Genomic DNA, 22,771 nt, shown 5'->3' on the forward strand with positions numbered 1-22,771 from the left:
GTGACTCCGGGGGATCAGGTCAACGGGCCGCCCGTGACCCCCGGGGGACCGGGACAGCGGGCCGCCCGTGCCCCCCAGGGGGGCCGGGTGCCGCCGGCCGGCTCCCGGGCCGAACCAGAACGATCTCTCCGGCGTCTGATCCCACATGGAATCACAGTCGTTGGCCCCCGACGACCCGCAGCGGATCGGGGGCTACCTGCTCGCGGGACGTCTCGGCGTGGGCGGCCAGGGAGTGGTGTACGACGCCTACGACGAGGCGGGCGGCCGGGTCGCGATCAAGGCCCTGCACCCCGGCGCCGCGGGCAACGGGCAGGCCAGGGCCCGCCTCGCGAAGGAGGTGACGGCCGCGACCCGGGTGGCCTCCTTCTGCACCGCCCGGATCGTCGGCGCCGATCTGGAGGCCGACCGCCCGTACATCGTCAGCGAGTTCGTCGCCGGCCCCAGCCTGCGCCAGGCCGTGGAGGACTCCGGCCCGCTGGGCCAGGACGCGGTGCACCGGCTCGCCGTCGCGGTGGCCACCGCGCTGGCCGCCGTGCACGCCGTCGGGGTGGTCCACCGTGACCTCAAACCGGACAACGTGCTGCTCGGCCCGGACGGCCCCAGAGTGATCGACTTCGGTATCGCGCGGACCGAGGAGATGACGCTGAGCGCGACCGGCGCCATGATCGGCACGCCGAAGTACATGGCGCCCGAGGCGCTCAACGGAGGCCGGGCGGGCCCGGCCGCCGACGTCTTCGCCTGGGGCGCGGTCGTGCTCTACGCCGCGACCGGGCACGACCCCTTCCACGCGCAGTCGGCCGGCGCCGCCATGTACCGCGTGCTCACCAGCGAGCCCGACGTGTCCGTGCTGCCCGAGCCGCTGCGCGGACTGGTGTTCGCCGCCCTCGCCAAGGAGCCGGAAGGCCGGCCCGCGGCCCGTGACCTGCTGCTCGGGCTGCTCGGGCACGCCACCCTCGACGAGGGCGTGCAGGTCGCCGCCGACCTGCGCCCGGCCGGGCCCGTGGGCGCCCCGACGCTGGGACGGCTCGCCGAGGAGGTGTTCGCCCGGCTGAGCCCGCAGGAGCAGCGGCAGGTCCCCGAGGTCCTGCTCCGCCTGGTCAGCGCCGACGGGCACGGCGTCCGCAGCGCCGACCGCGGCGAGTTCGGCCCCGGGGCCGAGAGGGTGATCACCGTGCTGTCCGAGGCGGGACTGCTCGGCGTGTCCCCGAAGGACGTGCGGATCACCCGGCCGGGGCTGCTGCCGGCCTGGCCCCGGCTGCGGGAGTGGGTCGAGGTCGAACGCCCGGGGCTGGGCGTCCACGCCGAGCTGCGCGAGGCCGCCCGGCGCTGGGACCGGCGCGGCCACCGGGACACCGACCTGTTCCACGGGCCGCCCCTGGAGCAGGCCATGCAGTGGGCCGCCACCGGGCGCCGTCACCTGAAGCTCAACGACACCGAGACGGAGTTCCTGGCCGCGGCCGCCGCCCTGACCCGGCGGCGGGCCCGCACCCGCCGCGCGGTGACCGGCGTCCTCGCGGGGCTGCTCGCCGTGACCCTGGTCGCGGTCGCGCTCGCCGAGAGCCGGCGGATGGAGCTGGCCCGCTCGCTCGAGCAGGCGGAGGCGCGCCGCCTGGCGGCCTACGCCGACGATCTCCGGCAGGGTGACCCGGTCACGGCCATGCGGCTCAGCGTGGCCGCCTGGCGGCTGTCCGACGTCCGCGAGACGCGTGCGGCGCTGTTCAGCTCGCTGGTGCAGCAGGAGGTGGGGGCGCTGGATCCCCCCGAGCCGGGCGCGCGGTACGCCCTGGGCCCCGGCGGCGCGACCCTGGTCGGCGTGGGCAAGGACGCCATCCAGGTGTGGGACGCCGTCACCGGGAGGCGGCTGCGGACGATCGAGGCCCCCGGCCTCGGCGCCCTGGGCGTCTCCGCCTCCGCCCGCCACGCCGCCGTCAACACCCCGAAAGGGGTGACCCTGTGGGACCTGGCCACGGGCGCCCGGCTGCCGGGCGCGTTCGGGGCCGCCGGGGACTCGGCCCGGCTCGGTCCGGCGGGGAAGGTGCTGGTCTCCTCCTCGAAGACGGAACACGTGATCCGCGAGGTGGCGACCGGCCGGGTCGTGCTCAGGGTGCCCGACACCCCCGGCCTGTACCAGGTCGAGATCGGGGGAGACGACCGCTACGCGGCCACCACCGTGCAGGGCGGTGGCCCGGTCCACCTCTGGGACCTGCGCACCGGCAGGGAGATGCCGGTCCCGGCGGCCGGTCACGCCGTCACCGACGTGGCCGTCAGCCGGGACGGGAGGGTCCTGGCGCTCAACGGCGGCGGCAGCACGTCGTTCTGGAACCCGCGGACCGGCCGGCTGATCGCGCGGAGCGTGGACACCACGGTCGACGGGAACGTGGTGCTCAGCCCGGACGGCCGGCTCGCCGCCGTGCTCGGCCCCTACGGGCTGGAGGTCATGCGGGTGGCCGGTGGCCTGTCCGTGCTCCGGCGCGGGCCGGCCGTACCCGACTCCGAGAACCTGCGCTTCACCGCCGACGGGCGGACGGTGCGTTACGCCGACCCCGCCGGCCGGGTGGTCTCCATGGACGTCGCCACCTTCGCCGGCGGGCGCCCGGTGGACGGCGGCCTGCTGCTCGGGGCGGCATTCAGCCCCGGCGGCGATCTCGTCGCCGTGCAGCGCCGGGTCGAGGGGGAGCGGGCCGTCGAGCTGTGGGACGTGGCGGGCCGGCGCCGGCTGCGCCGTGTCGAGGTGCCCGGCCCGGAGCAGGAGGGCTACCAGAAGAACGCCCTGGCCTTCAGCCCCGACGGGCGGACCCTCGCCATCGGGCCCGGCGACGTCCCGGCCGTCACGCTGTGGGACCTCACCACGATGAGACGGGTCAGGGAGCTGAGATGGGAGGCCGGGGGGACCTACACCCTCGCGTTCACCCCGGACGGCCGCCGCCTGGCGGTCGCGGGGACGGAGGGCGGCCGGAACGCGGTGCGGATCTGGGACGTCGCCTCGGGCCGCCCCGGCCGCCCGCTGGGCGTCGACGCCCAGGTCGTCGCCTTCGGGCCGGGCGGTGACCGCCTGGCGTACGGCGGCACGCGCAACGGGCTGCTGAGCCTGGCCGACGGCGCGGCACGGGACGTCCCCGGGATGGAGGGGGCCACCGCGGCCGCCTTCGCTCCCCGCGGCGGGTCCCTGGCCGTGGGCGACGGTCAGGGGCGGGTCCGGCTGTGGGACGCGGCGAGCGGGACGCCGCGGGGACCGGTCGCCGACGCCCACGTGTCCGAGGTCGGCAGGGTGGTGTTCTCTCCCGACGGGAGCCTGCTGGCCACCACGGGTGATTCCGTGCGCCTGTGGGACGCCGGCACCGGGCAGGGCTTCGGCCTGGCCGACCTCGGCGTCTCCGGGGTGCTGGACCTGGCCTTCACCCCGGGCGGCCGGTCGCTGCGCGTCATCGGCTGGGACGGGGCGATCGTGGAGCGGCCGCTGGGGCCCGCCGCGCTGTCGGCGGTCGTCTGCCGGCGCGCGGGCGGCGGTCTCCCCCCGGACGCCTGGCGCAGATACCTCTCCCCGGAGGTGCCCTACCGGGCGACCTGCTGACCCGGGTGACAACTTCCACCGGATAAATCGCCTCCCGGGGTGCAGTTTCCGGCACGGCGGGCGATTAGGTTCGGCGGGCATGGCCTCCCCTTCCGCTGTGCCGCCGGACCTCGCCGCCGCGCCCGTGCCGTGGTCCGAGCGCTTGCTGATCGTCCTGTTCGTCGTCGTGCCCTTCCTCGCCGTGCTGGCCGCCGTCCCGTTCGCCTGGGGATGGGGGCTGGGATGGCGGGACGTGATCATCGCCGTGGCGATGTATCTCGTCACCGGGTTCGGCGTCACCGTCGGCTACCACCGGCACTTCACCCACCGCTCCTTCCAGGCCAGGACGTGGCTGCGGGTGCTCATGGCGGTCGCCGGGGGCATGTCGCTGCAGGGGCCGGTGATCCGCTGGGTGGCCGACCATCGGCGCCACCACAAGTACGCCGACAAGGAGGGCGACCCGCACTCGCCCTGGCGGTTCGGTCCCGGCTTCGCCGGGCTGGCCAGGGGGCTCTCCCACGCCCACGTCGGCTGGCTGTTCAGCCCCGAGCGCACCTCCAGGCGGCGTTTCTGCCCCGACCTGCTCGCCGACCGGCCCATCAGGTTCCTGTCGCACAACCTGACCTACGTGCCGGTCGTGCTGCTCTCGCTCGGCCTGCCCGCGCTGGCGGGCGGCCTGTGGGGCGGTTCCTGGCAGGCCGCGCTCACCGCCTGTTTCTGGGGCGGACTCGTGCGCGTCTTCGTCCTGCACCACGTGACCTGGTCGATCAACTCGATCTGCCACACCTTCGGCAAGGAGGAGTTCGCGGTCAGGGACCGCTCCCGCAACGTGCGGTGGCTGGCGCTGGTCTCGCTGGGGGAGGCGTGGCACAACCTGCACCACGCCGATCCCACCTGCGCCAGGCACGGGGTGCTCCGCGGCCAGATCGATCCGAGCGCCCGGCTGATCTGGCTGTTCGAGCGGCTCGGCTGGGTCTGGGAGGTCCGCTGGCCGGACGCCGGACGGGTCGCCGCCCGGCGCGTGCCCGCCGGGTGAGAGGCCGGCCCGCGGGGGAGACGCCCGCCCCGCGGCCGGCCGGGCCGGCCGCGCCGGCCGCTTCCGCCCAGCCGGCCGTGCCCGCCATGCCGGCCGGGCAGGTCACGCCGCGGCGCCGCCGCTCACCGGACCAGGCGGTCGGCGACCAGCGCGGCGCAGCGGTCCTCCATCAGGATCGTGTAGTGGTTGCAGTCCTCGACCAGCTCGTCCTCCAGAGCGGGCAACCGGCCGGTCCAGACGGCGGCCAGCTCGTCGGGGATCATGCCGACGGGCTGGTCCAGCAGCCCGCGCGGGGCCCGCAGCAGTGACAGCGGCGGCTTCAGCGCGTGCAGCGCGGCGCCGATCGCCTCGCTCTCGGTGAGCAGCCACCGGCCGTCCTGGCGGACCGGCTCCTGCTGCGCCCGTGAGCGCACCGCCCCCTCGGGGCCGGCCGCGTCGTAGCGGACGTACTCCTCCACCAGGTCGTTCCAGTTGCCGGCGAAGGCCGGGTGCGCCCTGAAGAAGTCGACGTAGGCGTCGGTGCTCGGGAAGGTCTGGCTGAGCCGGGCGATGGCCGGGCCGAGCGTGGCCGACAGGACCTCGTCGGGGTCCAGGCCCGCCGGCAGGGGCAGCGGGAGCCCCCCGTCGACCAGCACGACCTTGGCGTAGTCGCGGTCGGCCGCGGCGAGCGCGGCGACGTAGGCGCCCATCGAGTGGCCGGTGAGTACGATGTCGGACTCCGCGCCCACGGAGCGGGCGACCAGGTTGACGTCCTCGGCGTGCCGCCGCAGGCCGTACGGCCCGGGCAGCTCGGCGCTGTGGCCCCGGCCCCGCAGGTCCATCGCGACCAGCGACCACTCGGCGGGCAGCCGCCGGGCGACCCCGCTCCAGGCCATGAGCGAGGCGGTGATGCCGTGCACGGCCACGATCAGGCGTGGCCCGGTGCCGAACCGGGCGACACGCAGCCGTCCGCCGGGGACCTCGACATCGCCGAAGACAGGGCTCAAGGGGTTCTCCTCAGGGGTGGCGGGACGGATCACGCGCCGGACGGCGGCCGCGTCCCGCCGGTCGCGGTCCCGCGCCGCTCATCGAGCGCGGCCGTCCCCACGGCCGGCCGACCGCCTGGCACCGCCTTCATGGTGGCGGGTGCCCTCAGCCGAGGTCAATGTCCCGATAGTCATCCTCTTCCGGTTATGTCCACTAGAGGTAAGCGCTATGGGTAGGTATGGGTCTTCTACTGCCAAAGGCCGATAATCACCGCATGAGGATTACCGTCATCGAGCACGAAGCAGACGCCGGCCTGGGATTCTTCGCCGGATGGCTGGCCGCGGCCGGGGCCGGCTGCGAGGTGGTCCGGCCCTATCTGGGCGAGGCGGTGCCCGAGCGGGCCGCCGACGGGCTGATCGTGCTCGGTGGCGAGGCGGCGGCCTGGGAGGACGGGCGCTTCCCCTGGCTGCCCGCCACCCGCGACCTGATCCGCGCCTCGGTCGAGGGCGGCGTGCCGACCCTGGGGATCTGCCTGGGCGCCCAGCTCATGACGCTCGCCTGCGGCGGCGCCGTCGAACGGGGCGAGCACGGGCTGGAGGTGGGCGCGCGGCAGGTCGTCCCGCTCCCGGAGGCCTGCGCCGACCCGCTGTTCGCCGGTCTCGGCCCCGCCCCTGCCGTTCAGTACCACCGAGACGTGATGACCCGCCTCCCCGAGGGCGCCGTACGGCTGGCCACCGGCGACCCCTACCCCAACCAGGCCTACCGGCTGGGGGAGCGGGCGTGGGCGGTGCAGTTCCACCCCGAGGCGACCCCCGAGATCTTCACCGGCTGGACCGGCGGCTCCGCCGACCACCTGACCGCCCAGGGCTACTCGGTCGAGGAGCTCAACACGCAGGTGAAGGAGGCCGAGGAGCGCCTGACCGGCACCTGGCGGCAGCTCGCCGAGCGGTTCGCCGGGGTAGGGATGTCGGGGTAGGGATCGGGGAAGGGCCGCCCATACTTGCGATCGACGACGACGGAGGGTCGGTGAGCGCCGTGCCCCGCATGCAGACGACCGCCGGGAGGCTGGCCAGGATCGGTTTCGCCGACGGGGCCAGGGCCGAGCGGCTGCTCGACGGGCTGGGGCCCGATGCGGCCGGCGACCTCGGGCTGCTGGAGTCCCTGGTCGCCGTGGCGGATCCCGACCTGGCGCTCACCTCGCTGAGCCGGCTGGCCGAGCAGGACCCGAGCGTCCTCGGAGCGCTCCGCGCCGACGCCGGCCTGCGGGCCCGGCTGCTCGGCGTCTTCGGCGTCAGCTCCGCGCTCGGCGACCACGTGGTCAAGCATCCCGGGCACTGGGGCCTTCTCGGCGGCGTGCCGGCCGTACGGCGCCCCAGCGCGCAGGAGCTCCGCGCCGAGCTGCTGGCCGCGGTCGGCGCCGAGCCCGACGACCCCGAGCCGCGGGCCGCGGACGCGGGCACCGCCACCCTGGTGGCGCTCCGGGTCGCCTACCGGGGACGCCTGCTCCGGCTGGCCGCACGGGACGTCACCGGAGTGGTCTCGCTCGCCGAGGTCACCGCCGAGCTGTCCGACCTGGCCGGGGCCGCGCTGGAGGCGGGGCTCGCCGTCGCCCGCGCCGAGCACGCCGAGCCCGGCTCGGTACGGCTGGCCGTCATCGGCATGGGCAAGTGCGGGGCGCGCGAGCTCAACTACATCAGCGACGTCGACGTCGTCTTCGTGGCCGAGCCGCGCGAGGGCGTCGACGAGACCCAGGCCCTCCGGCTCGCCACCCGCCTGGCCCAGGGCATGATGCGCGCCTGCTCGGCCAGCACCCCCGAGGGGTCGCTGTGGGAGGTGGACGCCGCGCTGCGCCCCGAGGGCAAGGCCGGCCCCCTGGTCCGCACCCTGGCCAGCCACCAGGCCTACTACCGGCGCTGGGCCAAGACGTGGGAGTTCCAGGCGCTGCTGAAGGCCCGCCCGGTGGCGGGCGACTCCGAGCTCGGCGAGCAGTACGTCTCGGCGATGAACGAGATGGTCTGGCAGGCCGCCACCCGTGACAGGTTCGTCGAGGACGTCCAGGCCATGCGCCGCCGGGTCGAGGAGCACGTCCGCGGGGACGGGGCCGAACGCCAGCTCAAGCTCGGGCCGGGCGGCCTGCGCGACATCGAGTTCGCCGTCCAGCTGCTCCAGCTCGTCCACGGCCGGCTGGACCCGCTGCTGCGCCGCCGCGCCACGCTCTCCGCCCTGGCCGCCCTGTCCCGGGGCGGCTACGTCGGCAGAGACGACGCCAAGGCCCTCGCCGAGGCGTACACCTTCCTGCGCCGGGTCGAGCACCTGATCCAGCTGCACCGGCTCCGCCGTACCCACGTGGTGCCCGAGGGCAGCGCCGACCTGCGGCGGATCGGCCGGAGCCTGGGCATGACCAGCGACCCGGTGGGAGAGTTCACCACCCGGTGGAAGCGGCACGCGATGGAGGCCAGGCGCCTGCACGAGAAGCTCTTCTACCGGCCGCTGCTGCAGGCCGTGGCCCGCCTGCCGGAGTCGGAGACCCGGCTGTCGGCCGCCGCCGCGCAGGCCCGCCTGGAGGCGCTCGGCTACACCGACCCGGCCGGGGCGTTGCGCCACATCGGCGCGCTGACCAGTGGCGTCTCGCGCCGCGCGGCGATCCAGCGGACCCTGCTGCCCGTCATGCTCGGCTGGTTCGCCGACGCCCCCGACCCCGACGGCGGCCTGCTCGGCTTCCGCCAGATCTCCGACAAGCTCGGCGCCACCCCGTGGTACCTACGGCTGCTGCGCGACGAGACCGCGGTGGCCTCGCAGCTGGCCCGGCTGCTGGGGACCAGCCGCTACGTCACCGGCCTGCTGCTGCACGCCCCCGACGCGGTGGCGATGCTCGGCTCGGACGCGGAGCTGGTCCCCCGGCCCGCCGAGGCGCTGCTGGCGGAGGCGCGGGCCACGGTCGGCCGCCACCCCGCGGAGGCCGAGAGCGCGGTGGCCGCGGTGCGCGGGCTGCGGCGCAGGGAGCTGTTCCGCACGGCGGTGGCCGACCTCACCGGGCACATCGACATCGAGAAGGTCGGCCAGGCGCTGTCCACGCTCAACGACACGACGGTCCAGGCCGCGCTGGACGCCGCGATCAGCAAGGTCGAGATGGAGCGGCGCGTCCCCCTGGGCACCAGGTTCGCGGTGATCGCGATGGGCCGCCTGGGCGGGTTCGAATGCTCCTACGGCAGCGACGCCGACGTGATGTTCGTGCACGGGCCGCTCCCGGGGGTCCCGGAGAGGGAGGCCACCGACGCCGCCTTCGCGGTGGCCAACGAGCTGCGCCGCCTGCTGGCCCTGCCCGCCCCCGACCCGCCGCTGCTCATCGACCCCGACCTGCGCCCCGAGGGCCGCCAGGGGCCGCTGGTGCGCACGCTCGCCTCCTACGCCGCCTACTACGGGCGCTGGTCGTCGCCGTGGGAGTCCCAGGCGCTGCTGCGCGCCCGCTTCTCCGCCGGCGATCCCGAGCTCGGCGCGGCCCTCCTCGCGCTGGCCGACCCGCTGCGCTACCCGGCCGGCGGCATCCCCGACGCGGCGGTGCTGCAGATCAGGAAGTTGAAGGCGCGGATGGAGGCCGAACGGCTGCCCCGCGGAGCCGACCCGGCCCTGCACACCAAGCTCGGCCCGGGCGGGCTGTCCGACGTGGAGTGGGTGGCCCAGCTCATCCAGCTCCGCCATGCCGGACGCCTGCCGTCGCTGCGGACCACCCGGACCCTGGAGACGCTGCGCGCGGCGGTCGCCGAGGGCCTGCTGACGGCCGCGGACGAGTCCTCGCTCGCCCAGGCGTGGCGGTCCGCCTCGCGCATCCGCGACGCCATCGTCCTGGTCCGGGGCCGCGCCGCCGACTCCATCCCGGGCGACCTGCGCGAGCGCGCGCTGATCTCCCGCGCCCTGGGCTATCCGCCCGACAGCAGCGAGGACCTCGTGGACGACTACCGCCGGGTCACCCGCCGGGCCCGCCGGGTCGTGGAGCGCGTCTTCTACGAGGACTGAGCCTTCCAGGAAGACTGAGCCTTCTACAAGGGCTGAGCTGGATCTTCCGGGAAGACCGGTCCGGCCCGCCGTCACGCCGGCCGATCCGTCCGCGCGGAGGGCATTGCGCTTGGCGGGACAGGCGTGTATCAACGGTGCGGGTGATCCATTTTGATATCTGTTTACGTTGATCTGGCCATCGGCCTGGTGCTGGCCTTCCTGTTCCTGTCGCTTCTGGTGAGCGGGGTCAACGAGGGCTTCGTCAGGCTGTTCGGCATCCGCAGCAAGTTCCTGTGGGCCTATCTCCGCGACACCATGGACGGCGGCCCGCAGGAGGGCCGCTCGTGGATCCCGGCGAAGGTGGCCGACGTCTTCGCCAGGCTGCCCTTCTCCAAGGACGATCCGCGTCCCAGGCACGATCCGGAGCCCCCGCCGCCGGTGGTCGAGCCGGTCCCGGTGGACCCCGAAGTGGTGCTCGCCACCGAGACGCCCGCGCCGCCGGTCGACATGACCGGCCGGCTGTACGGCCGGCTCCAGGAGATCGACCGGCCCCGGGGAGCGCGGACCAGCATCGCCGACATCCCGCCCGAGCGCTTCTCCGGGGCGATGATGGAGCTGGTCTCCGCCGAGGAGGGCGGTGTCGAGGGCCTGCTCACCAAGCTGGAGGCCATCGGCAGCCCGCTGGCCGGGCACCTGAGGGGCGTCTGGGAAGGCGCGCAGCGGGACATGGGGAAGTTCCGCAAGGGCGTGGAGTCCTGGTTCGACGGGGAGATGCAGCGGCTGTCCACGCTCTACCGCCGCTACGTCAAGTGGGTGGTCTTCGCGCTGGGCCTGGTGCTGACGCTGCTGTTCAGCATGGACGCGCTGGAGTACGGCAAGACCCTGCTGCGCGACAACGCCTACCGCGCCGGGGTGGCCGCCATCGCCGGCGGCGGCCAGGACGGCCTGGCCGCGCTCAAGGACAAGTGCGCCGTGGCCGGCGCCGTGGAACCGTACTCCTGCGTGACCGAGTCCTTCAGCTCCCCGGCCCTGGTCAAGATCTTCGACCACGCCATCGTGAGCGTGACGATCCCCCCCGACGGCTCGGAGGATCCCTCCTTCAACTGGAACGGCGGCGTCTGGTGGGACCGCCTGATCACCCCCGGCCACTGGCCCGGCTACCTGATCAGCGTGGTCGCGCTGCTGTTCGGCGCCTCCTTCTGGTGGGACGTCCTGCGCCGGCTGACCGGCATCCGGGGCAACCGCCCGTAGCCCGGCGGCGACGGAGACCGGCCGGCCGTGGTCGGTGCCTCGCCTGCGGATCAGCGGATCAGCGGCTCAGCATCTAAGCGCAGGTCGGCAGTGCCGGGCTGTCATGGGTGCGTACGGCGGGCAGCCAGGCGGAGCCGCCGGGCACGGTGTCGATCCGGACCCGGAACCAGCGCGTCGTCCCGACGCCGGTCTCGTCCTCGACCCGGTCGCCGTCGTAAAGAACGCAGTCGGCGTTCAGGATGTCGTCGTGCCACACACGGTGGCTGACCACGTTGTCGGTGTCGTATTTCAGCCGCGGGTCGCGGGCCAGGCCCATACTGCAGGCCGGGACCCGCTCCTCGCGGCTCTTGCAGTCACCCTCGATGTTGAAGACCCGCACCGGGATGGTTGTGGGAGCGGTGCCCGGCCCGCTCTGCGTGATCGTCGGCTCCCTGTTCTTGCGGTCCGTGTCGAGCATGGTGAGAAAGGCCGCGGCGGCCGCCGCGATGCAGGCCGTCACCGCGGAGACCACCAGCGGCAGCCGGACACGGGGGCGCGTCCGCAACGGAGACATGAGCGTCCGCGGCGTCCGCGCCCCGCCGGTCTCCACCCCGCCGGTCTCCTGATGCCCGGTCTCCTGACGCCCGGCGGGAGCCGCGGACGGCGCGGATGAGGATCGCATGGCGTCGGCCAGAGCCCACAGCCGGTGCAACTCCCGTAACTCCTCAGCGCTCGCGCCGCACGCCGTGGCGAATGCGTGAATCACACCGTAATTGGCCGGGAATTTCGTGCCCGCGCAGTAGCGGTGGAGGCTGGAACGGCTGATCCCGGTCCGTCCGGCCAGTGCCTCGAAACTGCTTCCGGCACGCCCCTTAAGAATCCGGAGCCGCGCAGCGAGCTGTTCGGCTTCTTCTGTCCGTTTCATCTTTCCCTCCCGCCGTCGCGCTGAGCCGCCCACCGCTGAGGAGTCGTCTCACCCATATCCCAGGGGGCAGGCAAAGTTCCAGATCATGATAGGTGGAGACATCCCAGCGTCCCAATCGGACAGCATTTCTTGCCCTGGGTCGATGCCTGCTGAAAACGTCAGTCCTGCCGCCGGCGTGGTTCTGACGACGGGGCCGATGACACGGAATCGCGTGGGCCGAGAGGTTTCGCCATGCGCTCCGTGAAATCGTCCCCGGCGGGCCGGACAGAGGCGGTTGGAGCGGTCGGCGCCGAAATCCGGCCCGGCATTCCAGTCTCCTGACATGCGTTCCCGGCCGGCCCTGAAAGGGACCGGGACCGGCCGGCGGCGCCCTCATTAAGGGGACCCGCGCATTCGAATTCCAGTACAGACGATCCAGCTCGGAGGAAAAGTGAAGTCGTTCCACCGGATTCTGTCCGTCGCCGCCTCGGGAGTCATCGCCGCCGGAGCCATGGCGATCATCCCCGCGAGCTCCGCGCAGGCGACCATCCAGGACTGCACGACCTACAAGTTCGTCAGCATCCCCCACGACAAGTCCGGATCGATCAAGAAGAGCGTGGACCTGGGGGCGGCAGGAGGGCGGAACTGCACGTCGGCAAGGTCAACGGCGCCGATCACGGGTGGGCCAGGATCTCCGGCTCGACCAAGCAGGGTGACCTGGTCTGGATGGACTGGAGCACCACCTCGGGGAACGGCCACGTGCAGTGCGGTCCCTTCTCCGTGCAGCGCGACGGCCTGCCGAACACGAGCGCGGCCAAGGTGGTGAACTACTCGAGCAGCAGTTATGTCTTCCGCGCCTGCGGCAGGATCGTCGGGGGCGAATCGCGGTGCACCACCGGGTGGTGGTGACCCAGGGGCCGGCGTGGTCGTCGGCGCCTGAGTGATCATTGAAGGGATGCCGGGGACAGGGGCGCCGGGATCCCGGAGACAGGGGCGCCGGGATGCCGGGGACAGGGCGCCGGGATGCCGGGCGCGGGCGGCCGCCCCGGGTTCCGGGCCCTTCCCGGCAGGGCACGGAGCGTCCCGGTGGACCGGCGGGTGAACGGGATCACCCCCATCAGAGCCGATCCGTCTGACCTGCGTTCACCGGCCGGCGCGCAGAGCCTCACGCCGCTCGCCGATGACTCCTCACGAAGGATCCGGAAGCGTTTGAGCCGGGCCGCGCCGAGGAATCGAGCGGCTCCGGCGGCCGGTCCGCAGTCTCAAATCGATCACTTGACACCAGCCGCCTAGCGCAGCTCCGCCAGGACCAGGTCGACCTGGGGCAGGGGGTCCGGCCCGAACGGACGGAGCACCACCGTGTCGGCCCCCGCCTCCCACAACGACCTGACCTGGTCGGCGGCGGCCGCGGGGGAGCCCACCGCCATCACGACCTCGTCCGGGTCGACGTGCAGGAACTCCGCCGAACCGGCCGCCAGCCGCGCGCCCACCGAGGCGTCGTCGCCGACGTACAGGTGGGTGAACACCACCAGCTCGTGGCCGTCGCCGCCGGTCAGCTCCCGTGCCGCCGCGATCTGGGCCGGACCGACCCCCTCGGGTAGGATCGTGCCCTGGGCCGCCCGCCCGGACAGCTCCAGTGAGCGGGGCCGTACGACCCCGGCGAGGACCGGCGGGGCGGTCGCGGGCGGATGCACCAGGCTCACCCCGTCGATCCGTACGGCCCGGCCCTGGAGGGTGAGCGTCTCGCCGCGCAGCAGCGTGCGCACGGCCACGATGGTCTCCTCCAGCAGGGCCAGCGGCGAGGGGGCCAGCGCGCCCACCTGTCGCATCCAGTCCTGGACGCCGTGGCCGATCCCGGCCGCCAGGCGGCCGGGATGCATGCGGGCCAGGTTGCCGAGCTCCATGGCCAGCAGGGCCGGATTGCGCAGCGGCGCCGGGGTGATCCCGATGCCCACGCGGAGCCGTTCGGTGACGGCGAGCGCGGTGGCCGCCGACGAGATCGATCCGGTCCAGCCCAGGTCCTCCACCACCCAGACGTCCTCCACCTCGGCCGCGTCCAGATGGCGGCAGAAGGGGATGAGTGACTCCGGGGGCAGATCGCGGTCGAACATCACGCCCAGGCGCATATCTCTCCTACGGCTTTCCACAAGTACGGATGTCTCTACAGGTAACGGAAGTAGCCGGCGAAGCCCTTCACGGCTCTCAGCGAGTCGATCCGTATCTCGGTGCCGGTCTTCAGCGCGTTGATCATTCTGCCCTGGCCGATGTAGATGCCCACGTGGTGGGTCTTCGCCGAGCGCTTGCCGATCTTGCCGTAGAACACCAGGTCACCCGGGCGCGCCTTGGCGGCGGACACCTCCGTCAGCCGCCTGATGTGGTCGTCGGTGTTGCCCGGCCCCAGGACGTCACGGCCGTAGGCCAGCCGGTAGACCCATCTGGCCAGCCCGGAGCAGTCGAGGCCGAGGGTCTTGGTGGCGGGACAGGGACGGATCGCGCCGCTGTAGCCCTGGCAGGTGCCGAAGGAAGGGCCGGGGGCGTCGTCGTGACCACCGCCCCAGGAGTAGGGGATCGCCCCGCCCGGCCAGCCCGGCTGCTCCTGCCCGGCCTGGATCGCGTAGGCGATGGCGGTCACCCGGTTCAGGACGACGGGCAGCAGCGGCACCGAGCCGCTGACGGCCAGAAAGGTCCCCACCAGCACGGTCGCAGCGGCCAGCGGCCGGCGATGCTCGGAGATCCTCGGGTGCCACCGTCCGCCCAGGGACGTCCCAGCCATGTCCACCCACCTCGATTTATCACCGTAAATCAGGATCATTCTGCCTAATGCGCCGCTGTTCCGCGCCGCAGGCGACCGTCGAAGGCGGGACGACGAGGGCAGGACACCGGGGGAGGGGCGAGGAGGACGGCGCCGATGACGCCGGCGATGTGGGGAAACGGTCATCTCCTGACGGAGTGCCCTCATGCCGCACGCGGGTGTCCGGAACGGCCCGCGGAGCACCGCCGGGTCGCCCGAGTATGTGATGGGTCTGGGTAAGTCACGACACGCCGTATTACGCACGGTGACCAATCTCCGCTGCATCCCTGCCATGATGTTACTTTCGGTGACGTAACCAACCCAGTTGGTCATCTATCCGGATGGAACGGGAGCATCGGCGATGTCAAGAAAACGGCTAGGCCGGGTGGCGATGGTGACAGGCATGCTCGTGGCCGGCATCGCCATGTCGATGGGGGAGACGAGTTCGGCGGCCAAGGCCGCGCCGGGGGAGACGGACTCGGACACCGTCACCGCGAACGTCGAGGTGCTCGGCTCGATCACGCTGACGAACCTCACCCCCTCCTTCACCCTCACCGGCCGTCCCACGGAGACCGTCGAGACCGCCACCCCGGTGGGGTTCACCGTGACGACCAACAACTTCGCGGGCTACACCGTGACGGTCTCTCCGGCGTCCGCCGAGCTCCAGGGCACCGGCGGCAACCCCGAGACCATCCCGATCAGCTCGCTGCTGGTGGAACAGGTCACCGGCGGCGCGTTCGTCCCGCTGACCTCCGGGAGCCCGGTCGAGCTGTACCGCAAGACCGGTCCGTCGGCCTCGACCGGAGACGACTTCGAGCACGACTACCGGATCACGATCCCGTTCGTGCGCCCCGACACCTACTCCGCGACCCTCACCTACGTGGCCACCACCCTGTAGGCGGACCCCGCGGCCCTGCAGGCGGACCCCGGCGGCAGGCCCCTCATCCCCCACCCGGACAGCGGCATTGTGGAGAGCCGAAGGTGACTGTATGGCCGAGGCGCGGGCGCGCCGCCGTCCTGGCCGGCGCGTTCCTGCTGTGGGCGGTGGGTCCGGCCGGTCCGCTGGCGGTGGGTCCGGCCGGCGCGGGATCGGCCCCGCCCACACCCGGAACGGACTTCTCGCTGACGGTGAGCCCGACCCGCCTCGCCGTCCAGCCCGGTGACATCGACGAGAAACAGCGGTTCCAGGTCGTCAACCAGGGCGAGCGCCCGGTCGACGTCGAGGTCCGCAAGGCCGACTTCAAGCCCGACCTGGACGGGACGCTGCTCTTCCAGCCCAAGGCCCCCTACTCCGCCAGCAACTGGGTCACCGTCACCCCTGACCGCTTCCGTCTGCCCGCGGGGAGGACCAGGTCGGTGTCCGTCCGGATCAGCGTGCCGTCCGCCCCGGAGCCAGGAGACCACCAGCTCGCCCTGATCTTCATGGTGCCCGCCGGCACCGGTGCCGGCAACATCCGGGTCAACCGGGGGATCGGCGCCCCGGTCTACATCGCCGTCCCCGGACCCGTCGACGACTCGGCGGAGGTCACGGGCCTGCGCGCCCCGGGCTTCGCGCTCGGCGGGCCCCTCACCTTCACCACCACGGTGCGCGACACCGGGACCGTGCACCGCGACTTCCGCGGCGACGACCGCCTGCGGCTGCGGGTGAACGGGGAGAGCGTCGCCTTCCCCGACTTCACCGTGGGCCGGGGCGCCATCCGCGAGATCTCCACCACCTTCGACCCGCCCCTGTGGTGCCTGTGCCGGGCCGCCGTGTCCATCCCCGGCCCCGGCGGGACGCCGACGGCCGCGACGGCGACCGTGGTCGTCCTCCCGCTCCACTGGCTGGCGGCCGTGGTCCTGACGGCCGCGGGCCTGTATCTCCTGGCGAGACACGCGCGCCGGCGCTACCGGGCCCAGGTGCGCGCCGCGGCCCACGCCCTGAGCGGTGCCGACGGCGGAGGCGGCCGGCCGACCGTGTGACCATACGCGCGACGCCGGCCCATGGGGTGGCACGCACGACGCCGGCCCATGGGGTGACACGCGCGACGCCGGGCCACCGTGGGGTGACACGCACGACGCCGGACCATGGCCGGCGCCCATGCGAGCAGGCCCTGAACCCGGCGACGGACGCCCTCACCTACCCGCCCTACCGCTCAGGGGATCCGAGGAGACCGCAACGAGGATCATGGAGCTGCGCTGAAGGCGTTCTACGGCCACTGTCGCCTTCTCGACCACGACCCTGAAAACACCATCACCAAGACCAGCGACAGCCCGTTCTGGGTGAAGATCGTGAACTGACCGGCCATCGAATGCGGGGCTGCCGAGCGCAGCCCCGCATTCCCGTTGGACAGCAGGATGCGAACAATGACGGACACGGAACAGGCTCTTCCCGCGGAGAACCAGTGGGACCTGCTGGTCGAGCACGGCCGCGGACTCCAGCTCGGCTTCCATGCCCTCTGGGCGGAGAGCGACGACCCGGAAGAACTGGCCGGCCGATTCCGCGTGGACCCGGGCTCACGCCTGGAGTGCGACGTGACGACGCTCGCGGGAACGTACAAAGGCCCTCCGGCGAAAGGCATCTGGATCGGCCCGCACGCGCCGGGCTGGACCCATCTCTTCGCCTTCGGGCTGTCCTCGACCCATCCCGCGCTCGACAATCTCGGAGAGCGGCGAGCCTTCCAGATCAAATACTGGGGCGAGGTGGGCGAAGGGCTCGAGCCGCTGTACCTCCACTACGACGGCGAACTGCTCGGCGATGTCAATCCACCGTACGAGGAGGGCGGATACATGTCCCTCCCCGACTACCGGCCCTTCACCGAGGGGCTGGCGCTCGACCCCGACGGTGACCTTGAGCATGACGTCCACACCCTGTGGTGCGTGGTCGGCCGGATCACGGGACGCTTCGCGGATCGGGAGTGGTGGACACCGGCCCGTACCTTCTACAGCATCCCCGCCGGAGCCTGGGAACGCTGAGCAGCGCTGCCCCGACCGGCGATGAAGGGCACGGGAATCCGATCAAAGCATCGGGCCTCTTTTGCGTTCTCAACCCAGCCAGAAAGCCGCCAGTGACCACGTCTGGACGCCGCTGGTGGAGCCGTCGTGCGGCAGGAACTCCGTAGGGGCGATGTACCCCTGGCCAGGCTCCAGCCGGATGCGCAGGCACCGCAGCGGGTGCCCTTCCGCGACGTAACGGCGCAGGTCGTCAGTGTGCGGGCAGTGCCGTTCCTGGTCACGGCCCAGGACACGACAGATCTCCGTGATGTCCCGGTCGCCGACCAGGAGATAGCGGGTGCCGGGCCCCAGATTGAGGCAGAAGCGCCGGCGGCTGTTCTGCCGGACGGGACAGGGCAGCCGGTCGAAGTTGTCGATGTGCAGTCCGATCCGGTGGCCAGTCGTGGAATCCTCGGTGCTGGTGAGCAGCCCGGCCGGGCTGTCCGTGCAGGCGAGGCGCCTGCGCGGCCAGCGGCCTTGCAGCGGGTCGAGGGCGGACGCGGCGTTCACACGGCCTTGTAGATCGTCGGAGGCGAACACCGGCAGAGGCTGGGCAACCAGCTCAATCACCACGCTGGCCGGGGTGGCGTCATCGGGTCGCAGCCGGTCGGCTTCCACGCTGCTGAGGGGTGTCCAGTCCCCCTGGGGGACGACTGCCACGCCGTCGTCATAGCCCGCCGCGTCCCCCGCCTGCCTGACGTTCCCGATCTCGATACGCCCCTGGATGTCGCTGAACTGGTCGAACAGCAGCTGTAAGCCCATGTCTCCGACTCCTTGGTCGTCGAGGCCCTAATCGAAGGTGATCTCCTGCTCGGCCGCGAACGCCTGGGCGAGGCCCTGAAGCTGCGACCGATCGATGATGATCTTCTTGAGCGCACTCACACCGCGAAGGCCGGACAGGTCGTTGCCGCGCAGGTCGCAGTCGCGATATGCGCCGCCGTCGAACTGCGTCAGGTGCAGGTCGCAGCTGTCGAACGCCACGTCGCTCAGGTCAGACCCGCTGAAACGCGCTTCTTGTAACGAGCAGTCGGTGAAGATCGTCGACCCTACGGCGCGGAGCTGTGTAAAGGTCGCGTAGTCCAGCTTGCACCGTTCGAAGACCACGTCGTCGAGCGTGACGTTCTCCCACACGGCACCGAGCAGCTTGCAGTCGGTGAAGGTGACGCGGGAGAGCTTGCCGCCCTCCCAGCGGACGCCGGCCAGGTCACAGCCGGAGAACTCCACCGAGTGCAGGCGCAGGTCCTCCAGACGGGCCCGCTGGGTGATGAGGCCGGTGATATGTCCGTCCATGAGCTGGGTCCCCGACAGGGGAAGCTCACGCAGCTGGGCGTCGGCGTATCGGAAGTCGCGCAGCGTGCCGTGCTCGCCTTCCAGCGAATCGACCTCGTTCAGGTCGGCGTCATCCAGGTCGGGCAGCGTAACGCTCGTCTGGCGTACGGTGCGTGTCTCCATTGCCCTGTCTTCCATATCGGTCCCGTCGTGGGCGCGGGGTCACCGCGCCCACGACGGTCATCTCCTACTTCTTCTTGGACCAGTTGTTCCAGGATGGCCTGTTGTCGAACCCGCCCTTCTTGCCGTTGTCCCAGCTCGGCTTGTTGTCGAACTTGGCGGCCTGCAGCGGATCGGGGGTCTTGAGGGTGCCGGCGCCGATCAGGTCGTCAACCACGTTCGCATCCGTGGTGGCCAGGTACTCCAGCATGGTCATGCCACGATCTCCTTTTGGGGCGAGGTGTACAGAGCGGTGACGAGGGCTTGACGGGTGAGTCGGCAGTAGTCGGTCTCCGTGGTCGCGAAGCTGCCGTTCTCGAAGTAGCGGTTGCATGCCTGGGCGCCGCGGCAGAAGTCGAAGAACTCGCATTCCATCTGGCACCGGGACAGGCCGGTCATGAACTCGGCGACGTAGCGCAGCCGGTGCGCCTGATCCAACATGCCGGCGATGCTCTGAGAGCGGACGTTCCCGGCGAGGAAATCGCCGTAGGCGTCATCCCTGATGCCGGCCAGCTCGGGCGACATCAGTACCACGTCTCCATCCGTCGACACCGTCGGAATCGGATCGAGGCCGTACCTGCACCACTCGCCGCGCTGCCCGCTGCGGGCAAGGCGCAGGTAGTCGGCGAGCCGCTCGAGCTCCCGCAGCGCGGGCCCTCCGCTGTGGGTCCTGCGCCAGTCCATGACTCCCTTCCAGAACCGTTCGGCCTGGTCCTGGGCGATCCCGCACCGCTGGTCGTTGACGCCTTCCATCTCCTCCACGTTGAAGCCGATCGTGTGCGGCCCCAGCTCGGCGAGGAAGTCCAGGAGTGCGACCGGCTGATCAATGCCTTCGGCCCCCACGACGGCGATCAAGCTGAAGCGGATGCCGTAATCGTGGAGGCGGCGGATGCCGCGCACGATCCGGTCGAAGGCAGGCCGGCCGCGCAGATCCACCCGTCGGGCGTTCAAGGCCGCGGGGCCGTCGATGCTGACGCCGACGTGGACCTGGTAACGAGTGAGCAGGTCGCACCACTTGTCGTCGATGAGGGTGGCGTTGGTCTGCACACTGTGGTGGATCCGGCCCGCCTGACGGAGGTCCTCGAACGGCGCGAGCAGGGCGGTGAACTTGCGTCGGCCCAGGGCGAGGGGTTCCCCGCCGTGCCACACGATGTCCACCGGGGTGCCGGGGTCGGTCAGTTCCGCAGCCGAGTCGGCAACGGCCTGAGCGACCTCGGGGGTCATCTCATTGTTGAGGCGCCGGTGCGGCAGGTAGCAGTACACGCAATCGAGATTGCACAGCGTGGTCGGCTGAAGGACCAAGGTCCGGGCCCGGCCGAACCACCGATCGAACTCTAATCGTCCTTCCATCTCGTGCCATTCCTTTCATGGAGTGGAGAAGGAGCCGTGGTGCACGGTGGCGAGGGTTGAGCCCTCGCGGTGCCGTCCGGGCATGCGGGGGTTCTCGATCACGAGACCACCCGTCAGGCGATCTTCTTCTGCCGGGTGACCGCGGCCCCACGCCCATCACAGGCATCGGCCGTCATTCGTCTCTGCACCGAGAAATGACGGCAGAATTCCGGCCAAGTCGGGGCCGAATGACAAGGTGGTGCGTTCGTCGTCCACGCTGCCCAAGTTACGAAGATCAGAGAGCGTTGAGTATGGGGTCAAGGCCTGTACGGTGGTCAAAGTGGTCAAAGATCGTTTATTGGATCCGGTCAGGCTTCTCGTTATTCGTCATGAGAACACCGATGTCGGCGACTATGGTGATCAATGCAATGCGGGAGATATACATACCGCAGGTGCAGGTTGATCAAGGCGGTTGAAGATTCGTTCTGTCATGCGGAGGCGTATTGTGGCGAGCGAACGGAATGAGCGGCTCGCCGTACTCCTCCAAGAGGCGGGCTGGTCACGGGCACAAGCGGCGAATGCGTTCAACCGTGTCGCGCAAGAGAGCAATCTGCTCGATTACACCTGCATAGGCCGCTCCCACGTCAGCATGTGGGGGGCCGGGACGAAGCCGTCAGGCGCAGCTCCCATAATCCTGTGCCAGGCGCTGTCTCGTCGCCTGAAGCGCATCATCACACCAGATGAGCTCGGGTTCACAGTTCCCGACGCGCCAACACAGGAGGCGCTGGAGTGGCGTGTCGATCCACTGATCGCGCTGACTGACCTGGGGAGAACGGACGTGAACTCAGAGCGCAGAAGCCTTCTGAGCGGGGCGGTGTATTCAGTGGCCGCCCTTGCGCTGCCGGGGCGGGGGTGGTGGGAGAAGATGGCCGAGCAGCCGTCCGCGCCGACGAAGCATCAGCGGGTCGGGCGTGGTGATGTGGTGACCGTTCAAGAGCTCACTGCGGCTTTCTCTCGAATCGATCAGCGGCGCGGCGGTGGTCACGGCAGGAAAGCGCTGGTGCAATACCTGCAGTCGGACGTTGCCGCCTTTCTCCATGGGACGTTCCTTGACGAGCAAGTACGGCGTGATATGTTCTCCGCCGTCGCAGAGTTGGCCTACCTGTCGGGCTGGATGGGATTTGACAACGGTAAGCACGCTCTGGCGCAGCGGTACTTCATCTTGGCCGTGAAGCTGGCCGCTCGGGCTGACAACGCGCCGTTGAGCGGCCACATCCTGCGCGCCATGGCGCACCAAGCCATCGACCTCGGGTTCGTTACGCAGGGCCTCGATCTGTCGACAGCCTCCATGCAGGGCCGGCGCTACGCCAGTGCCACGCCTCGGGAGCGGGCGTTGCTCGGTGTCGTCCATGCCCGTGCTCTGGCCGCGAACGGCAGAAAGCAGGATGCGGCCAAGGCCCTGCTGAGGGCTGAGAACGATCTCGCTTCGGCCGGCGCGGACATTGAGGAACCGCAGCGCACGTTCTTTTTCGGGGAAGCCTCATTGGCTCACGAAACCGCGTGCACCCTGCGGGACTGCGGGGACCGACAGGGCGCCATCCGCCAGTTTCGACGCAGCGTCCGGACCCGAGGAGACGCCTTCCGTCGCACACACGTGGTGACGCTTGGATACCTGGGGGCGATACAGGTCGCCACTGGCGGCGTGGAAGAGGCGTGTGCCACCTGGAGCACCGCTCTCGACGCGATGGAAGAGGGCATCTACTCGGGGCGGGCGCGGCAAGCGGTCGTCAACATGCGTGACCTTCTCTCCCCGTACCGGCGCCGAGGGATATCGGCGGTCGCTGAGCTGGACGCGCGAGCCGCTGCGTGCCTGACCCACGTAGATTGATCCCGTTACGAGTCACGGCGAAGGGATGAGGGCAACCATATGGCTCAGTCGCTGGATATCAAGCCCATCGGCACCGTGGTCGGCGGACGCACCGAACCCACCGACGACCACTGGAGCGGCACGGCGATCATCCGCCTGAATCCCGACTTCCCCGTCGAGGTCGTCCAGGGTCTTGAGGAGTTCTCCCACCTGCTGGTCGTCTGGCACTTCCACCAGGCTTCGCCCGAAGATGTCGCTCTGCACGCTCGGAGCCCACGCAACAACCCTAAATGGCCGGCCACGGGAACGTTTGTTCACCGTAACCACCGTAGGCCGAATCAGCTTGCGCAGTCCTTCCCGCGGCTTCTGAAGGTTGATGGCCTGGACTTGCACGTGGCCGACCTGGACGCGATCGACGGCAGCCCCGTCTTCGATCTGGCGCCCTATTTCAAGGAGATGGGCCCGCGCGGCGAAGTGCGCGAGCCCAGTTGGCCGAATGAGATGCTCAAAGACTATTGGGACGATCTGCAGAACTGAGCGCGGGTCAATCGCAGAAACGGCCCGGCACCGATCGCGGTGCCGGGCCGTTCTGTTCCGGTCGACGTTGCTCAGCAATGACAACCAACGACAGGTTTTCTCCAGCT

General features: G+C 71.2%; 19 protein-coding genes and 1 pseudogene. 11 read left to right on the plus strand and 9 right to left on the minus strand.

Going from position 1 to position 22,771, the window contains the following annotated elements:
• Positions 1-145 precede the first annotated feature (145 nt).
• Positions 146-3,571, plus strand: coding sequence for a serine/threonine-protein kinase (locus tag J2S55_RS04470; protein WP_306857495.1), 3,426 nt, complete (start codon positions 146-148; stop codon positions 3,569-3,571).
• Positions 3,572-3,650: 79 nt separating this feature from the next.
• Entirely contained in the window at positions 3,651-4,586 is a 936-nt protein-coding gene (locus J2S55_RS04475) for an acyl-CoA desaturase (protein WP_306857497.1), read from the plus strand.
• A 122-nt stretch (positions 4,587-4,708) separates the two neighbouring features.
• Here the strand turns inward: J2S55_RS04475 and J2S55_RS04480 are convergent, their stop codons facing one another.
• Positions 4,709-5,572 carry an alpha/beta hydrolase gene (locus tag J2S55_RS04480; protein WP_306857499.1) on the minus strand — a complete coding sequence of 288 codons (864 nt, stop codon included), beginning with the start codon at positions 5,570-5,572 and terminating at the stop codon, positions 4,709-4,711.
• A gap of 254 nt (positions 5,573-5,826) precedes the next feature.
• Between J2S55_RS04480 and J2S55_RS04485 the strand changes: the two genes are divergently transcribed.
• The 3 genes from J2S55_RS04485 (at position 5,827) to J2S55_RS04495 (ending at position 10,796) form a co-directional block, all read left to right on the plus strand.
• Positions 5,827-6,528 carry a type 1 glutamine amidotransferase gene (locus tag J2S55_RS04485; protein WP_306857501.1) on the plus strand — a complete coding sequence of 234 codons (702 nt, stop codon included), beginning with the start codon at positions 5,827-5,829 and terminating at the stop codon, positions 6,526-6,528.
• Between the two features lie 68 nt (positions 6,529-6,596).
• Positions 6,597-9,566: a bifunctional [glutamine synthetase] adenylyltransferase/[glutamine synthetase]-adenylyl-L-tyrosine phosphorylase gene (locus J2S55_RS04490; protein ID WP_306858557.1), complete on the plus strand. Its 2,970-nt coding sequence runs from the start codon at positions 6,597-6,599 to the stop codon at positions 9,564-9,566.
• Positions 9,567-9,716: 150 nt separating this feature from the next.
• The gene (locus J2S55_RS04495; RefSeq protein ID WP_306857503.1) at positions 9,717-10,796 is read left to right on the plus strand and encodes a hypothetical protein; all 1,080 of its coding nucleotides are present in this window, start codon (positions 9,717-9,719) and stop codon (positions 10,794-10,796) included.
• Between the two features lie 73 nt (positions 10,797-10,869).
• On the opposite strand, the gene J2S55_RS04500 is transcribed toward J2S55_RS04495, so the two are convergent.
• Together J2S55_RS04500 and J2S55_RS48210 are read right to left on the minus strand one after the other, a co-directional pair.
• A complete protein-coding gene (locus J2S55_RS04500) occupies positions 10,870-11,340 on the minus strand; it encodes a hypothetical protein (RefSeq protein ID WP_306857505.1) in 471 nt (156 codons plus the stop codon).
• A 156-nt stretch (positions 11,341-11,496) separates the two neighbouring features.
• Positions 11,497-11,700: pseudogene (locus J2S55_RS48210) on the minus strand (helix-turn-helix domain-containing protein); the annotation flags it as partial.
• A 705-nt stretch (positions 11,701-12,405) separates the two neighbouring features.
• Between J2S55_RS48210 and J2S55_RS04505 the strand changes: the two are divergent.
• Entirely contained in the window at positions 12,406-12,588 is a 183-nt protein-coding gene (locus J2S55_RS04505) for a hypothetical protein (RefSeq protein ID WP_306857507.1), read from the plus strand.
• Positions 12,589-12,968: 380 nt separating this feature from the next.
• Here the strand turns inward: J2S55_RS04505 and J2S55_RS04510 are convergent, their stop codons facing one another.
• Positions 12,969-13,805 carry an LLM class flavin-dependent oxidoreductase gene (locus tag J2S55_RS04510; protein WP_306857509.1) on the minus strand — a complete coding sequence of 279 codons (837 nt, stop codon included), beginning with the start codon at positions 13,803-13,805 and terminating at the stop codon, positions 12,969-12,971.
• 35 nt (positions 13,806-13,840) lie between these two features.
• Positions 13,841-14,452, minus strand: coding sequence for a C40 family peptidase (locus J2S55_RS04515; RefSeq protein WP_306857512.1), 612 nt, complete (start codon positions 14,450-14,452; stop codon positions 13,841-13,843).
• Between the two features lie 379 nt (positions 14,453-14,831).
• Here J2S55_RS04515 and J2S55_RS04520 point away from each other — a divergent pair, with 379 nt between their 5' ends.
• From J2S55_RS04520 to J2S55_RS04530, 3 genes are all read left to right on the plus strand, one after another.
• On the plus strand, positions 14,832-15,368 hold the full coding sequence (locus J2S55_RS04520) for a hypothetical protein (protein WP_306857514.1): 537 nt from the start codon (positions 14,832-14,834) through the stop codon (positions 15,366-15,368).
• Positions 15,369-15,451: 83 nt separating this feature from the next.
• Positions 15,452-16,432, plus strand: coding sequence for a hypothetical protein (locus J2S55_RS04525; RefSeq protein ID WP_306857515.1), 981 nt, complete (start codon positions 15,452-15,454; stop codon positions 16,430-16,432).
• A 384-nt stretch (positions 16,433-16,816) separates the two neighbouring features.
• Positions 16,817-17,425 (plus strand): hypothetical protein, encoded by a 609-nt coding sequence (locus J2S55_RS04530; RefSeq protein WP_306857516.1) that lies wholly within the window; start codon positions 16,817-16,819, stop codon positions 17,423-17,425.
• Between the two features lie 69 nt (positions 17,426-17,494).
• On the opposite strand, the gene J2S55_RS04535 is transcribed toward J2S55_RS04530, so the two are convergent.
• The 4 genes from J2S55_RS04535 to amcB form a co-directional block, all read right to left on the minus strand.
• Positions 17,495-18,205 carry a hypothetical protein gene (locus tag J2S55_RS04535; RefSeq protein WP_306857518.1) on the minus strand — a complete coding sequence of 237 codons (711 nt, stop codon included), beginning with the start codon at positions 18,203-18,205 and terminating at the stop codon, positions 17,495-17,497.
• Positions 18,206-18,232: 27 nt separating this feature from the next.
• The gene (locus tag J2S55_RS04540; RefSeq protein WP_306857520.1) at positions 18,233-18,895 is read right to left on the minus strand and encodes a pentapeptide repeat-containing protein; all 663 of its coding nucleotides are present in this window, start codon (positions 18,893-18,895) and stop codon (positions 18,233-18,235) included.
• A gap of 64 nt (positions 18,896-18,959) precedes the next feature.
• Positions 18,960-19,148 (minus strand): multiple cyclophane-containing RiPP AmcA, encoded by a 189-nt coding sequence (amcA, locus tag J2S55_RS04545; protein ID WP_306857522.1) that lies wholly within the window; start codon positions 19,146-19,148, stop codon positions 18,960-18,962.
• Complete coding sequence (gene amcB, locus J2S55_RS04550) at positions 19,145-20,281, minus strand: cyclophane-forming radical SAM peptide maturase AmcB (protein ID WP_306857524.1); 1,137 nt, start codon at positions 20,279-20,281, stop codon at positions 19,145-19,147. The genes amcA and amcB overlap by 4 nt, the downstream gene beginning before the upstream one ends.
• 484 nt (positions 20,282-20,765) lie before the next feature.
• Here amcB and J2S55_RS04555 point away from each other — a divergent pair, with 484 nt between their 5' ends.
• Entirely contained in the window at positions 20,766-22,148 is a 1,383-nt protein-coding gene (locus J2S55_RS04555) for an NsdA family TPR-like regulatory protein (RefSeq protein ID WP_306857526.1), read from the plus strand.
• A 39-nt stretch (positions 22,149-22,187) separates the two neighbouring features.
• Positions 22,188-22,664, plus strand: a complete 477-nt coding sequence (locus J2S55_RS04560; RefSeq protein WP_306857527.1) for an SAM-dependent methyltransferase — start codon at positions 22,188-22,190, stop codon at positions 22,662-22,664.
• The last annotated feature ends 107 nt before the right edge of the window (positions 22,665-22,771 follow it).

Origin of the sequence: Streptosporangium brasiliense (assembly GCF_030811595.1) — a bacterium.
Classification (GTDB): domain Bacteria; phylum Actinomycetota; class Actinomycetes; order Streptosporangiales; family Streptosporangiaceae; genus Streptosporangium; species Streptosporangium brasiliense.

Bases quoted from the DNA above. Each gene is read 5' to 3' on its own strand.
- J2S55_RS04470 (WP_306857495.1), top strand. From the start codon at position 146: ATGGAATCACAGTCGTTGGCCCCCGACGACCCGCAGCGGATCGGGGGC.
- J2S55_RS04475 (WP_306857497.1), top strand. From the start codon at position 3,651: ATGGCCTCCCCTTCCGCTGTGCCGCCGGACCTCGCCGCCGCGCCCGTG.
- J2S55_RS04485 (WP_306857501.1), top strand. From the start codon at position 5,827: ATGAGGATTACCGTCATCGAGCACGAAGCAGACGCCGGCCTGGGATTC.
- J2S55_RS04490 (WP_306858557.1), top strand. From the start codon at position 6,597: ATGCAGACGACCGCCGGGAGGCTGGCCAGGATCGGTTTCGCCGACGGG.
- J2S55_RS04505 (WP_306857507.1), top strand. From the start codon at position 12,406: ATGGACTGGAGCACCACCTCGGGGAACGGCCACGTGCAGTGCGGTCCC.
- J2S55_RS04510 (WP_306857509.1), bottom strand. From the start codon at position 13,805: ATGCGCCTGGGCGTGATGTTCGACCGCGATCTGCCCCCGGAGTCACTC.
- J2S55_RS04515 (WP_306857512.1), bottom strand. From the start codon at position 14,452: ATGGCTGGGACGTCCCTGGGCGGACGGTGGCACCCGAGGATCTCCGAG.
- J2S55_RS04520 (WP_306857514.1), top strand. From the start codon at position 14,832: ATGTCAAGAAAACGGCTAGGCCGGGTGGCGATGGTGACAGGCATGCTC.
- J2S55_RS04530 (WP_306857516.1), top strand. From the start codon at position 16,817: ATGACGGACACGGAACAGGCTCTTCCCGCGGAGAACCAGTGGGACCTG.
- J2S55_RS04535 (WP_306857518.1), bottom strand. From the start codon at position 18,205: ATGGGCTTACAGCTGCTGTTCGACCAGTTCAGCGACATCCAGGGGCGT.
- J2S55_RS04540 (WP_306857520.1), bottom strand. From the start codon at position 18,895: ATGGAGACACGCACCGTACGCCAGACGAGCGTTACGCTGCCCGACCTG.
- amcA (WP_306857522.1), bottom strand. From the start codon at position 19,148: ATGACCATGCTGGAGTACCTGGCCACCACGGATGCGAACGTGGTTGAC.
- amcB (WP_306857524.1), bottom strand. From the start codon at position 20,281: ATGGAAGGACGATTAGAGTTCGATCGGTGGTTCGGCCGGGCCCGGACC.
- J2S55_RS04560 (WP_306857527.1), top strand. From the start codon at position 22,188: ATGGCTCAGTCGCTGGATATCAAGCCCATCGGCACCGTGGTCGGCGGA.